The sequence below is a fragment of the Dactylosporangium salmoneum genome (genome assembly GCF_039532525.1).
In the GTDB taxonomy this organism is placed as follows: domain Bacteria; phylum Actinomycetota; class Actinomycetes; order Mycobacteriales; family Micromonosporaceae; genus Dactylosporangium; species Dactylosporangium salmoneum.
In genome coordinates, this window is record NZ_BAAARV010000086.1 from 36,058 (window position 1) to 53,267 (window position 17,210).

The window sequence follows — 17,210 nt, forward strand, 5'->3', positions numbered from 1 at the left end:
GTCGCTGCGGTGATCGGGTCGCTCATCATCGTTCGGCCCTTGTTCCCCGCCCCCTCTGATGAGTGATGTGCGTGCCGGCGTGCCGAGACGGCCGCCGTGGATGGGGCCCGGTCGCCTGGGGCACGTCGCGCTGTCCGTGGTGGCGATCGGCCTCTTCGGCTGCGTCTGGGCCGTGTTCGGGGCCGGGCGGGCCCTGCGTCACCTCGTCGTGCTGGGGATCATCCTCGGGCTCGACGCCCTGGCGCTCGTGGCGGAGTACCTGGTGCTGGCGTACCGGAAGCGGGACCGCTCGGCGGCCGCGGGCGACCCGCCGTCCTAGGCGGCGGGCGTGAGGCCGGACACAGCAGCGGTTGAGCCATAGCCATGACGGCCGCCCATGTTTTTAGACTGACTGGTCAGTTCAAATGTGGGAGGCTGTTGTGGCCGATCAGGTGCTCGTCGCCGAGGGGCTCGGGGCCCGCACGCGGCGCGGGTGGGTGTTCCGGGATGTCGACCTCGCCGTGGAGGCGGGGGAGTTCGTGACGCTGTCCGGGGCGGCCGGCAGCGGGCGTACCTCGCTGCTGCTCGCCCTCGCCGGGCACTTCAGGACCAGCGCGGGGAGCGTGCGGCGCAGTGCGCCCTCGGCGCTCGGGTTCGTCGCCGGGGTCAACGAGCCCGAGCCGGGGCTCACCGTGGCCGAGCACGTCGAGGAGCGGCTCGTGCTGCTCGGGCGGGCCTCCTGGTCGCTTCGCAAGCGTCGGCGGCAGGCGCTCGATCGGCTGGTGGACGTACCGCTGAAGCCCGAAACCCTCGGCAGGGACCTCGACCCGCTCGGCGCGCACCTGCTGTGCCTGGCCCTCGCGCGGGTCGGCGAGCCGGGCATCATCTTCGCCGACGACGTCGACAGTGGACTGCCCGAAGTGGAGCAGCGCACGCTCGTCGAGGCGCTCAAGGACTCCGGGGCGGCCGTGGTCGTCACCGCGCGCGAGGAGGTGGCCGCGTGAACCTGTTCGAGCTGCGCCGATTCTTCCGGGCGCCGATCACCATCGCCGCGCTGGTCGTGCTGGCCCTCATCCCGCTGCTCTACGGCGCGCTCTATCTGTGGGCGTTCTGGGATCCGTACGGCAACATGCGCCACATCCCCGTCGCCCTCGTCAACGAGGACCGGCCCGCCAAGGCCCCGGACGGCGGCACCCTCGAAGCCGGCAAGGACCTCGCCGGCGAGCTGCAGCACCGCGACGTCTTCGGCTGGCAGCCGGCCACCGCGCAGCAGGCGAAGCAGGGGCTGCGGGACGGGCGGTACCAGCTCGTCTTCGAGATCCCGGCCGACTTCTCGGCCTCGCTCGTCACCCCGCCCGACCCGGGCAAGGACCCGCAGCGGGGACGGCTCACCGTGGTCAGCGACGACGCCTCCAACTACCTCGCCGGGCAGCTGTCCCGCAGCGTCTTCACCGAGGTGCGGGCCGGGGCGTCGAGCACGGCGGCGCGGCGGTACTTCGACCGCATGCTCATCGGGTTCACCGACCTCAAGACCCAGACCCAGCAGGCCGCGGCCGGGGCCTCGCAGCTGGCCGGCGGGGCGGCCGACGCGCAGGGCGGCGCCGGGAGCCTCGCCTCCGGCACCGACCAGGCCCACGCCGGGGCCGGGCAGCTCGACCACGGGCTCGCGCAGGCGGCACAGGGGTCCAAGCAGCTCTACGACGGGCTCGTCGCCCTCGACGCGGGCGCCGCGCAGCTCGCCGACGGCACCGCCCAGGCCGCGGCCGGCGGGCGGCTGCTGGCCGGGAAGGTCGACGCCGCGGCGGACAAGGCCGAGCCGGCGCTGCGCGAGAACGCCGAGCAGATCGCGGCCGCCGCGAACGCCATCGCCGACGGGGCCGACCTCATCCTCCAGCACCTCGACGCGCTGCCGGCCCTCGCCCGCCAGGCCGCTCAGGCACACGCGGACCTGATCGCGCTGGGGAAGCGGTACCCGGACATCACCTCCAGCGCCGAGTACCAGGCGGCGCTGTCGGCGGCCGAGGCGGCGCAGCAGCTGCAGGCCCGCCTCGACACCGGAGACCTCTCCGCGCTGCGCGAGCAGATAGCCGCCGTCGCCGCGACCGCCCGGCAGGTCGCCCAGGCGGCGCCGCACCTCGCCGACGACGTGGCCGCCGCGCGGAAGCAGGTCGACACGCTGGCCGACGGGCTCGACGCCCTCGCCGGCGGGGCGTCGCGGCTGCACGCCGGGACCGGGGACGCGGTCAGCGGGGCGCGCGACCTCAACGGCGGCATCTACCGGCTGGCCAGCGGCGCGCGGCAGCTCGACGACGGCCTCGGGGCGCTCTCCGACGGCGGGCACCGGCTCGCGGCCGGCCTCGCCGACCTCGGCGACGGCGCCAACCGGCTCGCCGACGGCCTGACCGACGGCGCCGCGCGAATCCCGGGCTACGACCCCGACACCCGCGCCGCGCGGGCCGGCGTCCTCGGCGACCCGGTGGCCCTGCAGCGCGACACCGAGCACCCGGCCGCGACCTACGGGGCGGGCTTCGCGCCGTACTTCCTCGGCCTGGCACTGTGGGTCGGCGCGATGATCAGCTACATGGTGCTGCGCCCGCTCGCCCGCCGCCACCTGGTCTCCGGCGCGCGGCCGTACCGGGCGGCGCTCGCGGGCTGGCTGCCGGCGCTGCTCATCGGCGTCGTCCAGGCGGCCGCGCTGTTCCTGGTCGTGCGCTTCGCGCTGGGGCTGCGCCCGGCGCATCCGCTGGGGATGTTCGGGTACCTCTGCCTCGCCGCGGTCGCGTTCACCGCGCTCGTGCAGTGGCTCGGCGCGCGGCTCGGACCCGCCGGGCGGCTCGTCGCGCTCGCGGTGCTGATGCTGCAGCTGACGTCGTCGGGCGGGACGTACCCGATCCAGACCACGCCGGGGTTCCTGCAGGCCGTCCACCCGTTCCTGCCGATGACGTACGTCGTGTCGGGCCTGCGGCACCTCGTCAACGGCGGCCCGGGCGGTACGGTGCTCACCGGAGCGGTCGTGCTGGCCGGCTTCGCCGCCGCCGCGTTCGCGCTCACCACCGTCGCCGCGTGGCGGGGCCGCCGCCTCACCCCGTCCAAGCTGCACCCGGACCTGGTGATGTGAGGAGCGCTGTGACTGACGGCCGGACCCGCCGGCGCGACGACACCAAGCAGCGCCTCTACGACGCCGCGATGGAGCTGATCGCCGAGCACGGCTTCTCCAGCACCACCGTCGACGACATCGCGGTCGCGGCCGGGGTCGCGAAGGGGACCGTCTACTACAACTTCCCGTCGAAGAACGCGCTCTTCGAGGCGCTGCTGCGGCACGGGGTCGGCCTGCTCACCACCGACTTCCGGGCCGCGGTGGCGGGTGCGGGCACACCGCCGGAGCAGGCGGTCGCGCTGATCCGGGCGGAGCTGGCCTACATCCAGCGGCACCGCTCGTTCGCGCAGCTGCTGCTGTCGGAGATGTGGCGGACCAACCGGGAGTGGCACCAGACCCTGCACCTGCTGCGCGACGAGGCCGTGGGCGTCATCGCCGAGGTGCTCGAGCGCGGGGTGGCCGAGGGGCACTTCGACGCGGACCTCGACGTGCGGATGGCCTCCGCCGCGCTGTTCGGCGTGTGCCTCGTCGTGGCCGTCGACTGGCTGGTCTTCGAGCCCGACCGCAGCCTGGAGTCGGTGCAGGATTCGCTCATCGCCGTCATCCGCGCCCGGGTCGGCATCTGAAGGCCTTGTGGAGGCCTTGTTGGCGGCTCCCGGGCGCGGTGTTGTTCGGGTCCGGCCGCGTCCCCGAACAGCTGCGCGCCGAGCTCGCCGGTGAGCCGGCCGTGCTGCTCGAGAACGGGCTGCGCGGATCGGTCACCTACCGCGACTACCGCACGCCGCATCAGTTCAGCTCGTTGCGGAAGCAGGGCACGTACGGCGCGATCGCCATCACCGCCACGCGGCTGCTGGTGTGGGCGGGCGGCCGGAAGCACATCGACGTACCCTTGAGCCATCCGGACCGGGCGGACATCGAGATCTCCGCGGACCGGCCGGATCGGATCTGCTTCGCCTACGACGCCGGTGCGAGCGACCCGACGCGATCGGGCCGGGTGGAGATCCGCCTGTGCACCGCCCAGGCCGGCCACATCGTGCAGCTCGCCGCTTAGCCCTTCCCACGCTGGGCGTCCTTGGACCGGCCGTTCGGTGCCCGGGCGCGGGCCTGCGGCGGTGCTGGACGTCCCCGGGCAGACGCTCGCACCGATCGTCGTCGGCGCGCGCTGTATGCTGGCGTCGCCCACGTCGTGCCACACGTGTTCGTTGTCGCCGGTGCGATCAGCCAGGCCAAACTGCGGACCCGGCGTGGGCCTCGTGCGCGCTCCAGCCGGCCGAGAGGTCAGGCGACAGCCCGCACCAGGAGAGGATCTCCATGCCCACCGCCTCCAGCTCCGACGCCTACGCCGCCGGCAGGGTAGCCCTCGTCACCGGGGCCAGCCGCCCGCACGGCCTCGGGGTCGCCGTCGCCCGCGAGCTTGCGGCACACGGCTTTCACGCCGTGCTGGCCGGCCGCGACCTCGACGAGACCCGGCGGCGGGCCGAGGAGATGTCCGCCGACGGCTTCGCGGCCACCGCAGTACGCATCGACCTGAGCGATCCGGCAACCTTCACCGAGGCCGCGGCACGGCTTGACGCCGAGTTCGGCCGGCTCGACGCGCTGATCCACAACGCCGCTCTGATGCCCGACTGGGACACGTTCCGGCTCCTGGAGGCCGATGCCGGCGCCGTGCATGCCGCCTTCGAAGTGACCGTCTTCGGCCCGTGGGCACTCACCCAGGCCTGCCTGCCCCTGCTGGAGGCGGCGCCGGCGGCCCGGATCGTCACCGTGTCCAGCGGCGCCGCCATGCAGGTCCGCGCCGGCACCGCACTGCCCCGCCCTGTCGGTGCACCGGGCTACTCCATGGCCAAGTTCACCGCCGACGCCCTGACCGCCTCGCTGGCCGTCGAACTGCGCGACGCCGGGATCCTGGCCAACTCCGTCGACCCCGGGCAGTTCGCCAGCCATCCCGAGCTCGGCGACGACAACGACGGGCGGCCGACGGTGGAGAGCGCACGCTGGGTGGCCTGGGCGGCCATGCTGCCTGCCGGCGGGCCGACCGGTGTGCTCTTCGAGGACGGCAAGCCGGTCGACCACGGCGCCCTCGCGGACTGACTCCAGCGAGCAGCGCCCCGCCTCAACAGTGCGAGCGCGTCCCGGCGCAGCCGCTGCGACCACCACCCCGTCACGCCGAACGCGCCGCGATTCGCATGCCGGGTGCAGGCCCGCGGCGGCACCGGACGACCTCCCGTGGGCGGTGCCGCAGCCCCGGTCGCGAGCGACGGCGCAGAACCCCGGTCGCGGGAACGCCGTCGCAAGCGCGGGCGGTGCAGCCAGTCCGGCCGCGAGCGACGGCGCAGAACCCCGGCCCGCTGAAGCCCGGTCGCAAGCGCGGGCGGTGCAGCAGTCCCGGTCGCACTAGACGGTGCAGAACCCCCTGATCGCCCGGCTCGAGCCCGAGGCCGCCAACGCAAAGAAATGCGGTACAGCCGGGCCGGTGCGCTTCCTTTTTCTTGTCCCTTAGCTTAGCCCACGCCAAAAAATCCCGGCCAGATTCCATCCATGGACGTCGAACAGGGTTGCGCAGCGTCACCCCTCGGTAGCGCGCAGGGCTATCTCCTCCAGGCGGGCGCGGTGGACGGCGAAGTCGGTGTCCGGCAGGTTGCTCTGCGACGGGCGCCAGCCCGCGGCGCCGTCGATGAGCTCGCGGATGATGTCGGCCTGGCCGGTGTGCCGGTCGGTGTCGGAGATGACCCGGACCAGCACCAGCTGCAGGGTCACGTCGGCCCGCTCCGGCTTCCACCACGGCACCCGGCCGGCGGCGTCGAGCTCGAGCGCGTCGATCGTAAAGTCGGAGTGCACCCACACCCGCCGGTAGCGCTCCACGATCTCGGACCGGGACTCCTGCGCCGTCGCCCACATGTCGGCGTCGGGCTCGGCGCCGTCGGCCAGCCAGGGCAGCGGCTCCGGGAAGGGCCGGCCGAACGTGTCACCGAAGTAGCCGACCTCGACCCCGATCAGGTGCTTCACCAGCCCGAGGAGGTTGGTCCCGGTCGCGACCATGGGGCGGCGGACGTCGTACTCCGCGAGGCCGTCGAGCTTCCACAGGAGGTTCTCGCGGCCGGCCTGCAGGGCGTCCTTCAGGACCGTCTTGAGCCCGGCGCTCATCCCACGCGCCAGCGGTCGGCCAGGTCGTCCATCACCTTGTCGAGGCGCTCGTCGACGACCTGCCGGGCCGGGTCCTCGTCGAACCAGGCGACGATCTCGCGCGCGCCGCGGTGGAAGGGGATCGTGGCCACGTAGTCGGGCACGAGCGCGCGCACCTTGGAGTTGTCGAAGACCATCGAGTGGGCCTTGTCGCCGAGCAGGCCGGCGCCCCACTCCGGGTCGGCGGCGGCGATCGCGTCGGACGGGACGTGCACGATCTTCGGGGGCACGCCCAGCGCGGCCGCCATGTGTTCGGCGATCTGGTTCCAGGTCAGCGCGTCGTCGGAGGTGATCTGGAAGGTGTCGCCGATGGCGCGCGGGTGGCCGAGCAGCGGGACGAAGGCTTTGGCGAAGTCCTCGTGGTGGGTGAGGGTCCACAGCGAGGTGCCGTCGCCGTGGACCACGATCTCCTTGCCGGCGCGCATCCGGGCCGGGACCGTCCAGCCGCCGTCGAAGGGCACGAGGGTGCGGTCGTAGGTGTGCGACGGGCGCACGATCGTGGCCGGGAAGCCCTTGTCGCGGTACACCTGCACGAGGAGGTCCTCGCAGGCGATCTTGTCGCGGCTGTACTGCCAGAAGGGGTTGCGCAGGGGCGAGGACTCGACCACGGGCAGCCGGGCCGGCGGGGTCTGGTAGGCCGAGGCGGAGCTGATGAAGACGTACTGGCCGGTGCGGCCCCGGAACAGCTCGATGTCGGCGTGCACGTGGTCGGTGGTGAACGCGACCCAGTCCACGACGGCGTCGAAGGTGTGGCCGGCGATCGCCTCGCGGACGGCGGCGTTGTCGCGGATGTCGGCCCGCAGCACCGTCGCCTGCGACGGCAGCGGGCGGGTTGCCGACTCGCCCCGGTTGAGCACGTAGAGGTCGATGCCGCGCTCGACCGCGAGGCGGGAGCAGGCCGAGGAGATGATGCCGCTACCGCCGATGAACAGGACCTTCATGCTCAGCTCTCCACCCAACCGTGGCTACGTGCGAACGTCACCAGGTGCTGGCGCGCCTGCGTGATCTGGCTGCCGGTCAGCGACGGCACGTGCTGGATGAGCAGCTCCGTCACCTCGGCGGTGAACTCGCGGCTGGACAGCACGTCGCACAGCCCGTCGTCGTCGGGGGAGCCGGTGCCGGAGCCGGCCTGGGGGGCGAACGGCGAGGCGGTGGCGGAGCGCCGGGAGGACGGCGCGTCGAGGATGCGCACGCTGGACACCTTCAGCCCGCGCTCGCCCTCCTCGACCTCGTACTCCACCCGCATCCCCGGATGCACGAGATGCCGCTGCTCGCCGAAGTCGTTGGCGTGGACGAACACGTCCTCACCGCCGGCGTTCGGCGCGATGAACCCGTACCCGCGAACCTCGTCGAAGCGCAGAATCCTGCCCGTCTCCACCGCGACCACCAACCCACAAAGGGAGAACCAACCAAGAAGACTGCCCTACAGCATAGGCCCCACCAGCCGCTTCTTCTGCACCTTGCCCATGGCGTTGCGTGGCAGCACCTCCACGAAGTGCACGGTGCGTGGCCGTTTGTGGACGGAGAGGTGGGCGGCCACGAAATCGATGAGCTCGCGTTCCTCGACGCCGCCTTCCGTCGTCACGACGAAGGCCGTGACCGCCTCGCCGAGGTCGGCGTGCGGCACCCCGACCACCGCGGCCTCCCGCACGGCCGGGTGGGCGAGCAGGGCGTCCTCGACCTCGCCGGCGCCGATGCGGTAGCCGCCGCACTTGATGAGGTCGGTGGAGGCCCGCCCGACGATGCGGTGCCAGCCGTCGGGGCCGATGCGGGCCAGGTCGCCGGTGCGGAACCAGCCGTCCTCGGTGCGCACGGGGGTGCCGGGCTGCCCGCGGTACCGCCGCAGCAGCATCGGCCCGTCGACCCACAGCTCGCCGATGGCCTCGCCGTCGCGGGGCGCCTCGGAGCCGTCCTCGGCCACCAGCCGGGTCCGCACGCCCGCCACCGGCAGGCCGACCTGCCCGGGGCGGCGGTCCCCGTCGGCCCGGCTGCTGATGGTGATGAGCGTTTCGGTCATGCCGTAGCGCTCGACCGGGCGGTGCCCGGTGAGCGCGTGGAGCCGCTCGAAGACCGGCGCGGGCAGCGGCGCGCTGCCGGAGACCAGCAGCCGGGCCGGGCGCAGCGCGCGGGCCGCGGCCGGCTCGCCGCACACCCGCGACCACACCGTCGGCACCCCGAAGTAGAGGGTGCCGCGGGCGGCGGCGTAGGCGGCGGGGGTCGGCCGTCCGGTGTGGACCAGCGGCGAGCCGCGCCGCAGCGCGCCGAGCACGCCGAGGATCAGGCCGTGCACGTGGAACAGCGGCAGGCCGTGCACCAGCGTGTCCTGCGCGGTCCAGGCCCACGCCTCGCCGAGGGCGTCCAGGCCGGCCTCGACGGCGGCGTGGGTGAGCTCGACGCCTTTCGGGGCCCCGGTGGTACCGCTGGTGTACATCACGAGCGCCACGTCGTCCCCGCCCGGCGCCGGCAGCGACGGGTCGGCCGCGCGGGTCACGTCGACCGGCACCGCGCCGGCGAACCGGTCGGGCCGGTTGCCCAGCGTCAGCGCAGCGCCGCTGTCGCGCAGGATGTGCTCCCGCTCGGCCGGCCCGGCGTCGGCCGGCACCGGCACGACCGCCGCGCCGGCCAGCAGCGCGCCGGTCACCGCCACCACCGTCTCCAGCGACGGCGTGGCGTCCACGGCCACGGTGCCCGCCCCGCGCACGTCGGCGGCGACCGCCCCGGCGGCGTTGCGTAACGCCTCGGCCGACAGCGCGCGACCGGCGACGGACACGGACGGTGAGTGGGTCAGCAGGCCCTCGAGCAGTCGCATGGGCCCAATCCTCACACGCGCGCCGGACGTCTTGACACTCGTCATTGTGAGCGTTAACACTGTGCCCACAACACCCCGGCAACCTTCCAGAAACAGAGCGGTGGCAGCGCTAACACGCTGTCTTCGAGGGGAGCACGATGAAGTTCGCACGCATCGCCGCGGCGACCGTGGGCCTGGCGGTGGCCTTCGGCGTCACCGCCTGCGGCTCGAGCGAGAAGACCGCCGACAAGGAGGCGGGCGCCTCCGGCGGCGCCGGTTCCCTCATCGGCGTCACGATGCCGACGAAGTCCTCCGAGCGCTGGATCGCCGACGGCAACAACGTCAAGGCGGCGCTGGAGAAGCTCGGCTACAAGGTCGACCTGCAGTACGCCGAGAACGACATCCCGACGCAGGTCAACCAGATCGAGAACCAGATCACCAAGGGGGCGAAGGTCCTCATCATCGCCTCCATCGACGGCACCGCCATCACCACCCAGCTGCAGGAGGCGGCCGACAAGCACATCCCGGTCATCGCCTACGACCGGCTCATCCGCAACTCGCCCAACGTCGACTACTACGCCACCTTCGACAACTACAAGGTCGGCGTGCAGCAGGCGACCTCGCTGCTGGTCGGGCTGGGGCTGAAGAAGGAGGACGGCTCCGACGGCACCGCCACCGGACCGTTCAACATCGAACTGTTCGCCGGCTCACCGGACGACAACAACGCCACGTTCTTCTTCAACGGCGCCATGGACACCCTCAAGCCGTACATCGACAAGGGCACGCTCGTGGTGAAGAGCGGCCAGACCGACTTCAAGACGGTGGCGATCCTGCGCTGGGACCCGGCGACGGCCCAGAAGCGCATGGAGGACCTCATCACGAAGACGTACAACGGCGGCACGAAGGTGCAGGGCGTGCTCTCGCCGTACGACGGGCTGTCGATCGGCATCCTCTCCGCGCTCAAGTCCGCCGGCTACGGCACCGCCGGCCAGGCGTACCCGATCGTGACCGGCCAGGACGCCGAGGTCGCCTCGGTCAAGTCGATCATCGCGGGGGAGCAGTACGCGACGATCTACAAGGACACCCGCAAGCTCGCCGACGTCACCGTGAAGATGACCGACGCCGTGCTCAAGGGCGGCCAGCCCGAGGTCAACAACACGAAGGACTACGACAACGGCAAGAAGGTCGTGCCGTCGTACCTCCTGGAGCCGGTCGTGGTCTACAAGTCCAACTACAAGTCCGTGCTCGTCGACTCCGGCTACTACACCGAAGACAAGCTCAAGTAGGCGCGCCCGATGAGCGACTCGCTCCTGCAGATGCGGGGCATCACCAAGACGTTCCCCGGCGTCACCGCGCTCGACGACGTCAACCTCACCGTCCGCCGCGGCGAGATCCACGCGATCTGCGGCGAGAACGGCGCCGGTAAGTCGACGCTGATGAAGGTCCTTTCCGGGGTGTACGGGCACGGGACGTACACCGGGGAAATCCTCTTCGACGGCGAGCCCTGCGCCTTCGGCGGGGTCCGCGACTCGGAGCGGCGCGGGATCGTCATCATCCACCAGGAGCTCGCGCTCATCCCGCACCTGTCGATCGCCGAGAACATCTTCCTCGGCAACGAGCGGGTGCACCGCGGCCTGATCGACTGGAACCGCACGAACGCCGACGCGGGCGCCCTGCTCGCCCGCGTCGGCCTGCGGGAGAACCCGGTCACCCCCGCGATGGACATCGGCGTCGGCAAGCAGCAGCTGGTCGAGATCGCCAAGGCGCTGTCCAAGGAGGTGCGGCTGCTCATCCTCGACGAGCCGACCGCCGCGCTCAACGACGAGGACTCCGCGCACCTGCTCGACCTGCTGCGCGGCCTGCGCGACCAGGGCATCACCTGCGTGATCATCTCGCACAAGCTCAACGAGATCGAGGCGATCGCCGACTCGACCACGATCCTGCGCGACGGGCGGACCATCGAGACCCTCGACATGCACGCCCCCGGCGGGGTGAGCGAGGACCGGATCATCTCCGGCATGGTCGGGCGCGACCTCGAGCACCGCTTCCCGCCGCACACCCCGCGCATCGGCGAGGAGGTGCTGCGCATCGAGGACTGGACCGTGCACTCCCCGACCCAGCACGGCCGCACGGTCGTGGCCGGCGCGTCGCTGACGCTGCGGGCCGGCGAGATCGTCGGCCTGGCCGGGCTGATGGGGGCCGGGCGCACGGAGCTGGCGATGAGCGTCTTCGGGCGCAGCTACGGCGTCGGCATCAGCGGCCGGTTGTTCAAGCGGGGCGAGCCGATCCACCTGCGCAGCGTCGGGGAGGCGATCGGGCACGGCATCGCCTACGCCACCGAGGACCGCAAGCGCTACGGCCTCAACCTCATCGAGGACATCCAGCGCAACGTCTCCGGCGCGGCGCTGGACAAGCTGGCGACGCGCGGCTGGGTCGACGACAACCGCGAGTACCACGTCGCCGACACCTTCCGCGGCAGCCTCAACATCAAGGCGCCCGGCGTCGGCACCGTCGCCGGCACGCTCAGCGGCGGCAACCAGCAGAAGGTCGTCCTGGCCAAATGGATCTTCGCCGATCCGGACGTGCTCATCCTCGACGAGCCGACCCGCGGCATCGACGTCGGCGCCAAGTACGAGATCTACACGATCATCAACCAGCTCGCCGATCAGGGCAAGGCGGTCCTCGTCATCTCCTCCGAGCTGCCCGAGCTGCTCGGCATCTGCGACCGGATCTACGCCCTGTCGGCCGGCCGCATCACCGGCGAGGTGCCGCGGGCCGAGTTCTCGCCCGAGCGGCTGATGCATCTCATGACCAGGATCAAGGAGTAGTTCCGTATGACCACCGTGGTCGAACCAGCGGTCGAGCAGACCGTCACGCCGCCGACGCGGTTCTCGGTGAACCTGCGCCAGAGCGGCATCTACATCGCCTTCGCCGCGATCGTCGTGTTCTTCGCGATCCTGACCGACGGCTCGCTGCTGGAGCCGCAGAACATCTCCAACATCGTCATCCAGAACTCGTACATCCTGATCCTCGCGATCGGGATGATCCTGATCATCATCGCCGGGCACATCGACCTGTCCGCCGGCTCGGTCGTGGCCGCCACCGGCGCGTTCGCCGCGGTGCTCATGGTGAAGTCGCACATGCCGTGGCCGCTGGCCATCGTGGTCACCCTCCTGGCGGGCGCGGCGATCGGTGCGTGGCAGGGTTTCTGGGTCGCGTACTTCGGGATCCCGGCCTTCATCGTCACGCTCGCCGGCATGCTCATCTTCCGCGCCCTCACCATGACGACCCTGGGCAACCAGGGCATCGGCCCCTTCGCCGAGGACGTGCGCACGCTGTCGAACGGTTTCATCCCGGGCTTCCTCGACAACGTCGGCCTCGGCCCGCTCGGCGGGGCCGACCTGTTCACCCTGCTCGTCGGCATCGCCGCGGTCGCCGGCATCGCCGCGGTGCAGTGGCGCGCCCGCCGCGGCCGCATCGGCTACGGCCAGCAGGTCGACTCGATGCTGGTCTTCGTGGCCAAGCTCGCCGGCGCCTCGCTCGTGCTCATGTTCGTCATCGTGCAGCTGGCCCGGTTCAAGAACCTGCCGTGGGTGCTCGTCCTGCTGGCGGTGCTCGTGCTGGCGTACACCCTCATCTCCCAGCGCACCGTCTTCGGCCGGCACATCTACGCCGTCGGCGGGAACCTGCAGGCCGCGAGCCTCTCCGGCGTCAAGGTCAAGCAGGTCACGTTCTGGATCTTCGTCAACATGGGCATCCTGTCGGCGATCGCCGGCATCATCTTCGCCGGCCGGCTCAACCTGGCCGGCCCGACCGCCGGGCAGAACTTCGAGCTCGACGCAATCGCCGCCTCGTTCATCGGCGGCGCGGCGGTGCAGGGCGGCGTGGGCAAGGTCGTCGGCGCCATCACCGGCGGCCTCATCATGGCCGTCATCAACAACGGCATGTCCCTCAACGGCGAGCCCCCGGAGCGCGTGATGCTCGTCAAGGGCATCGTCCTGCTCGCCGCCGTGGCCTTCGACGTGTGGGCCAAGCGCCGGGCCGGCCGGTCTAGCCGCGGGTAACCGCCTCGAGGAGCGCGTCCGGGCGCTCGATCTGCGGCAGGTGCCCGGTCCGCTCCAACAGCAGGAACTCCGCCCCCGGAATCGCGGCGGCATACGCCCGCCCATAGTCGGGATCGACGATCCCGTCGCTGTCGCCCCAAACCACAAGGACCGGCACCTGTACGTCGCGCAGCCGCTTCGCCAGCGTCGGGTCCACCATGTCCCCGGCATAGCCCGCGAGCGCGGCGCGGTTCCCGGCCATGACCGCCCGCGCCTCCTCGGACATCGCGGACGGATCGATGAGGTACTTGCCGGGCTCGTAGTAGCACAGCTGCGCGATCTGCGGGGGTCCAGTGGGACGCCCTGCGCCACCTGCACCGCAACCCGGACGCCTCCCTGCACGACCTGGCCCAGCTGACCTTCCAGACCGACCAGTCCTTCGGCACCCTCGCCGCGAGAATGCTGGACCGGGGCCTGATCGAACGCGTCCCCACCAAGGGCCGCGCCATCCGCCACCGCCTGACGGAGAAGGGCGACACCCTGCGCGAGGAGGGCCAGCGCGTGGTGGAACAGGTCCTGACGAAGTCCTTCTCCGCCCTGACCCCCGCCGAACTGTCCACCCTGGACGCCCTACTCCAACGCCTGCTCCCTTAGGTGTGCCGGAGCGCGGCGGAGACCGCGGGGAATCCGCCGGGATTGTGGCGGTGCGCGCACATGAGGACGCCGGGCTTGTGGGCCGGGGTGAACTGGATGCACTGGACGATCGCCGTCAGCCATGACTCCATGGCCGCGGGCGGCAGGAGCTTGGCGTTCGCGGCCAGCCACGCCAGCGTGAAGTCGATCGCCCGTCCCCCCTCCTCGCACCGTTCCAGGCCCCACGCGTAGCTGGTCACGGCGTGGACCAGGCGCTCGCCAGCGGCGTGCAGCTCCTGCGCCCCGGCCGAGCCCGCGGCCGTCACCCACGCCCGGATCAGGCTGTGCGCCACGGACTCCGCCTGCTGCCGCTCGTGCACGGCGAAGCTGATGATGGCCGGCTGCAGCACCCGCCGCAGTGGTTCGAGGGCGTGGGCGAGCACCTCCTCGTCCCGGTCCGCCCGCAGCGCCATCGCGTTCGCCGCCCGGTTGGCCTTGGCGAGCCCGCTGAACCCGCCGCCAGCGTCGAACTCCCAGACGTTGGAGTCCGGGCCGAACCCGTGGTTCCAGTAGGCGTCGAAGACCGGGGCGGCGCCGGCGTTCCAGCGCAGCCGGGTCTCGCGCCGGTCTGCGAGCCAGAGCCGCTCGACCCGCAGGTTGTCGGCGATCCCCGACCACTGCCACCGGGTCAGGGTGCACTGCCAGCCGTGCGCGGCGCGGCCGAGGCGGCCGGCAGGGTCCGGGTCGTCGGGGAAGAGATCGGCCGCCGAGACCTCGCCCTTGGCGCAGCAGGCGAGCAGCACCAGGTTCAGGCCGTAGCGCAGCAGCCGGTGCCCGGCGGGCAGCGGCGCGGGCGCATACCGGTGTGCCGGCACGTCGGGCCGGGTCACCGCCAGCCGGAACGCGCGGCACAGCCAGTCGTAGGCGTCCGGGCCGAGCAGCGCCGACAGCGTGTCGAGCGTCGTCGCGTCCTGCCCGCTCAGCGGCGCGAAGCTCAGCAGCGCGTAGAGCAGGTCGTCGTGCGGCGCCGCCGGCCGCAGTGCCGAGGCGCCGGCCGCGTCGCGGGCCACCGCGTCACCGACGACCCGCGCGACGAGCCGCGCCGCGAGGAAGTCGCCGAACGTGGCGTGCAGGAACTCGTAGGTGTACCGCTTGCGTTCCTGGACCACGGCCTGGGCCCGGTGGACGAAGAAGAACCGGGCCAGCGCCCGTTCACCCGCGGTCTGCGGATCGGCGAAGCCGGTGTCCGCCGCGGCCCCGGCCAGGTCCAGCTGGGCCAGGTCGGCGTCCAGCTCGGTGGTCGTGACCCACTGCCGGTCCCGGTTGAGCATCGCGAAGGCGACCACCGACAGCAGGAGCAGCTCCCGCTCGACCGCCGCGGCGAGCGGGCCGGGCCGGTCCTTGCGCACCTCACGCTCGGCGAAACTGACCACCAGCCGCTCGTAGAGCGCCGCCCGGGTCAGGCCGTCGTCGACGCCGCTGGACAGCGCGTTGTCCTGGGCGTCATACAGCGCCAGCATGAAAAGCAGCAGCGGCTGGACGGCGAGCTCCGGCCAGCACAGCGCGGTGGCGGCGCCGAGGCGCCGGACGCCGCGCCGCGCGAAGACCTCCGCGTTGATCCCGTTCCAGACCGACAGCCAGGCCTCGACCTGCGGCTCGTCGAAGGGTTCGAGGCGCACGACGATCGCCCCGTCGGGCAGCGGCGACCGGTTCGCCACGGCGATGCGGCTGGTCACCACGACGGCGACCGGCCGCCCCAGCTCCTCCTGCTGCTGCTGGAACCGGGCGACCTTGAGCAGGTAGTCCGACTGGCCGACGCCGGTCGCCTGCAGCAGCTCATCGAACCCGTCCAGCAGGACGACCGGCAGCGCCCCCGCGGCCGCCCGGGCCAGCTCGGGCCAGGTGGTGCGCTCGTTGACGGCCAGCCGTACGGCGTGCTCGATCTGCTCCTGCACATCCGCATCGGCCGGCACATCCCGCAGCGGCACCCGGATGGGCATGAAGTCGCCGACGCCGAGGCGGGCGGCGAGGATCCGGGTCAGCGCCGATTTGCCGGAGCCCGGCTGGCCCAGCACCACCAGCGGCCCGGCGGCCGCCTCCGGCGTGCTCAGGTGCGCGGCGACGAACCACAGCAGGTCGGCGCGGACCGGCGCCTTCTCCCACCAGCCCTCGTCGGCGGGGTTGTCGGCACGGCCGCCGGCCCGGGCCCGGAACCGCGCGGTGACGTAGCTGGCGTCGAGCGACGGCACGACGCAGCCGGTCGTGTCCTGCTCGTCGCCGGCCACCGGCCGTCGTACGTCCGCCTGGTGCGCGGCGTCGAGCAGCCGGCGCCACTCGGCGCGCTCGCGGGCCGGGTCGAGGGCGGCGAGGATCTCGGCGAGCGGGGCGTCCCCGGTGCCCGGGCCGACCCGCCCGGCCCACATCCCGACCTCGGGGAAGGCCGCGGCGAGACGCCGATAGCCTGCCTCGTAACGCCCGACCGCCCGGTCCGCCATGACGGCCGCCGGGTCGCTCCGGGATTCGGCCAGGATCGTCGCCCACACGACGTACCACTGATGAAGGCGGGCGAGGTACTCCCCGAACGGCACCGCGGGCCCGAGGGCGGGGGGATCGATGTCGTGCAGCTCGGCTGGCACGACCTCGACGAGCGCGGTCATCACGAGGACGGCGTTCGCGGCCTGGAGCCGGCGGACCCGGTCCAGAGTGGACGCCGCCGGCCGCGGCGCCGCCATCGCGAGCAGCGACTCCAGATCGAGGATCGCGGCTGGCTCGCCACCGGTGAGGAGCTTCACGGCGTCGGCGTAGCTGAGGCCCTTCGGCATGGATCGATTGTGCTCGGTCAGGTCAGGTCCGTGGCGGCGGCGCGCATGTATGCAGCCGCGTCTCTGGCGCGGGCCGGGCGGGAGCGGGAGCGGGGCGGGCCGTCGGCGCGGCGCAGGCGCAGGGCCTCCTCCAGGATGCGGTGGTGCGACGCCGGGGAGACCTGCAGCGCGTGCCCGGCGGCGGCCGTCTTCGAGGTGATGGCGCCGGTCTGCATGGTGTACCGCAGCCGGGCCAGGCCCAGCACGCCCCACGCGACGCCCCGGTCGGTCAGCAGCAGCGGGGTGCGGGTGCGCAGCCAGCGGGCCCAGTAGCCGGCGGCGTTCGCCCGGGTTCAGGCGCGCAGGGCCGCGGTGTCCTGCCAGATGTCCAGCGTGGACGGTGGCGGGCCCGGCAGCGGGGCGCCGTGGGCGGCCAGGGTGTGCCACGTGACCGGGTCGTGGGCGAAGGTGCCGGCCGGGTTGAAGCGGTGCGCGTGGACGCACGGGCGGGGCGGGGTGGCCGACGGGCCCGCGGACAGGTCGGATCCGGTCAGGTAGCAGCCGTCCAGCAGGGGGCGGGTGCGGCGCAGGCCGTGGTGCACGGAGGCCAGGGCGGTCAGCTGGGCCGGGGTGGGGGCGGTGCGCAGCACGGCGACGAAGTCCAGGTCGCTGACGCCGAGCCGACC

17 protein-coding genes and 1 pseudogene are annotated in these 17,210 nt (G+C 72.6%); 10 read left to right on the top strand and 8 right to left on the bottom strand.

Annotation, left to right across the window (positions count from 1 at the left end):
- Nucleotides 1-79: 79 nt before the first annotated feature.
- The 6 genes from ABD352_RS43540 to ABD352_RS43565 all read left to right on the top strand — a co-directional run bounded on the left by ABD352_RS43540 (nucleotide 80) and on the right by ABD352_RS43565 (nucleotide 5,167).
- Entirely contained in the window at nucleotides 80-319 is a 240-nt protein-coding gene (locus tag ABD352_RS43540; RefSeq protein WP_344618466.1) for a hypothetical protein, read from the top strand.
- Nucleotides 320-419: 100 nt separating this feature from the next.
- Nucleotides 420-983: an ATP-binding cassette domain-containing protein gene (locus ABD352_RS43545; RefSeq protein ID WP_344618467.1), complete on the top strand. Its 564-nt coding sequence runs from the start codon at nucleotides 420-422 to the stop codon at nucleotides 981-983.
- Nucleotides 980-3,097, top strand: a complete 2,118-nt coding sequence (locus ABD352_RS43550; RefSeq protein WP_344618468.1) for a YhgE/Pip family protein — start codon at nucleotides 980-982, stop codon at nucleotides 3,095-3,097. Before ABD352_RS43545 ends, ABD352_RS43550 begins: the two co-directional genes overlap by 4 nt.
- 8 nt (nucleotides 3,098-3,105) lie before the next feature.
- Nucleotides 3,106-3,702: a TetR/AcrR family transcriptional regulator gene (locus tag ABD352_RS43555; protein ID WP_344618469.1), complete on the top strand. Its 597-nt coding sequence runs from the start codon at nucleotides 3,106-3,108 to the stop codon at nucleotides 3,700-3,702.
- A gap of 38 nt (nucleotides 3,703-3,740) precedes the next feature.
- The gene (locus ABD352_RS43560) at nucleotides 3,741-4,127 is read left to right on the top strand and encodes a hypothetical protein (RefSeq protein ID WP_344618470.1); all 387 of its coding nucleotides are present in this window, start codon (nucleotides 3,741-3,743) and stop codon (nucleotides 4,125-4,127) included.
- 260 nt (nucleotides 4,128-4,387) lie between these two features.
- Complete coding sequence (locus tag ABD352_RS43565) at nucleotides 4,388-5,167, top strand: SDR family NAD(P)-dependent oxidoreductase (protein ID WP_344618471.1); 780 nt, start codon at nucleotides 4,388-4,390, stop codon at nucleotides 5,165-5,167.
- 474 nt (nucleotides 5,168-5,641) lie between these two features.
- Here the strand turns inward: ABD352_RS43565 and ABD352_RS43570 are convergent, their stop codons facing one another.
- Genes ABD352_RS43570 through ABD352_RS43585 form a run of 4 tightly spaced genes read right to left on the bottom strand, consistent with a single transcriptional unit; the run spans nucleotide 5,642 to nucleotide 9,068 of the window.
- Nucleotides 5,642-6,220 carry a DinB family protein gene (locus tag ABD352_RS43570; RefSeq protein WP_344618472.1) on the bottom strand — a complete coding sequence of 193 codons (579 nt, stop codon included), beginning with the start codon at nucleotides 6,218-6,220 and terminating at the stop codon, nucleotides 5,642-5,644.
- Nucleotides 6,217-7,200, bottom strand: a complete 984-nt coding sequence (locus ABD352_RS43575; RefSeq protein ID WP_344618473.1) for an NAD-dependent epimerase/dehydratase family protein — start codon at nucleotides 7,198-7,200, stop codon at nucleotides 6,217-6,219. Before ABD352_RS43575 ends, ABD352_RS43570 begins: the two co-directional genes overlap by 4 nt.
- A 2-nt stretch (nucleotides 7,201-7,202) precedes the next feature.
- Nucleotides 7,203-7,637, bottom strand: a complete 435-nt coding sequence (locus tag ABD352_RS43580) for a cold-shock protein (protein ID WP_344618474.1) — start codon at nucleotides 7,635-7,637, stop codon at nucleotides 7,203-7,205.
- A 45-nt stretch (nucleotides 7,638-7,682) separates the two neighbouring features.
- Complete coding sequence (locus ABD352_RS43585) at nucleotides 7,683-9,068, bottom strand: acyl-CoA synthetase (RefSeq protein WP_344618475.1); 1,386 nt, start codon at nucleotides 9,066-9,068, stop codon at nucleotides 7,683-7,685.
- A gap of 137 nt (nucleotides 9,069-9,205) precedes the next feature.
- Here ABD352_RS43585 and chvE point away from each other — a divergent pair, with 137 nt between their 5' ends.
- Genes chvE through mmsB form a run of 3 tightly spaced genes read left to right on the top strand, consistent with a single transcriptional unit; the run spans nucleotide 9,206 to nucleotide 13,111 of the window.
- Nucleotides 9,206-10,333 carry a multiple monosaccharide ABC transporter substrate-binding protein gene (gene chvE, locus ABD352_RS43590; RefSeq protein WP_344618476.1) on the top strand — a complete coding sequence of 376 codons (1,128 nt, stop codon included), beginning with the start codon at nucleotides 9,206-9,208 and terminating at the stop codon, nucleotides 10,331-10,333.
- A gap of 9 nt (nucleotides 10,334-10,342) precedes the next feature.
- Nucleotides 10,343-11,875, top strand: a complete 1,533-nt coding sequence (mmsA, locus tag ABD352_RS43595) for a multiple monosaccharide ABC transporter ATP-binding protein (RefSeq protein ID WP_344618477.1) — start codon at nucleotides 10,343-10,345, stop codon at nucleotides 11,873-11,875.
- A 6-nt stretch (nucleotides 11,876-11,881) separates the two neighbouring features.
- Nucleotides 11,882-13,111: a multiple monosaccharide ABC transporter permease gene (gene mmsB / locus ABD352_RS43600; protein WP_344618478.1), complete on the top strand. Its 1,230-nt coding sequence runs from the start codon at nucleotides 11,882-11,884 to the stop codon at nucleotides 13,109-13,111.
- On the opposite strand, the gene ABD352_RS43605 is transcribed toward mmsB, so the two are convergent.
- Nucleotides 13,098-13,376 (bottom strand): alpha/beta fold hydrolase, encoded by a 279-nt coding sequence (locus ABD352_RS43605; protein ID WP_344618479.1) that lies wholly within the window; start codon nucleotides 13,374-13,376, stop codon nucleotides 13,098-13,100. The two genes, mmsB and ABD352_RS43605, sit on opposite strands and share 14 nt — an antisense overlap.
- A 74-nt stretch (nucleotides 13,377-13,450) precedes the next feature.
- On the opposite strand from ABD352_RS43605, the pseudogene ABD352_RS43610 reads away from it, so the two are divergent.
- Nucleotides 13,451-13,744 (top strand): annotated as a pseudogene (locus tag ABD352_RS43610) (MarR family winged helix-turn-helix transcriptional regulator); the annotation flags it as partial.
- On the opposite strand, the gene ABD352_RS43615 reads toward ABD352_RS43610, so the two are convergent.
- The 3 genes from ABD352_RS43615 to ABD352_RS43625 form a co-directional block, all read right to left on the bottom strand.
- Nucleotides 13,741-16,545 carry an NACHT domain-containing protein gene (locus tag ABD352_RS43615; protein WP_344618480.1) on the bottom strand — a complete coding sequence of 935 codons (2,805 nt, stop codon included), beginning with the start codon at nucleotides 16,543-16,545 and terminating at the stop codon, nucleotides 13,741-13,743. The pseudogene ABD352_RS43610 and the gene ABD352_RS43615 overlap by 4 nt on opposite strands.
- A gap of 17 nt (nucleotides 16,546-16,562) precedes the next feature.
- A complete protein-coding gene (locus ABD352_RS43620; RefSeq protein ID WP_344618481.1) occupies nucleotides 16,563-16,790 on the bottom strand; it encodes an aminoglycoside adenylyltransferase domain-containing protein in 228 nt (75 codons plus the stop codon).
- Nucleotides 16,791-16,877: 87 nt separating this feature from the next.
- Entirely contained in the window at nucleotides 16,878-17,174 is a 297-nt protein-coding gene (locus ABD352_RS43625) for a hypothetical protein (protein ID WP_344618482.1), read from the bottom strand.
- Nucleotides 17,175-17,210 lie beyond the last annotated feature (36 nt).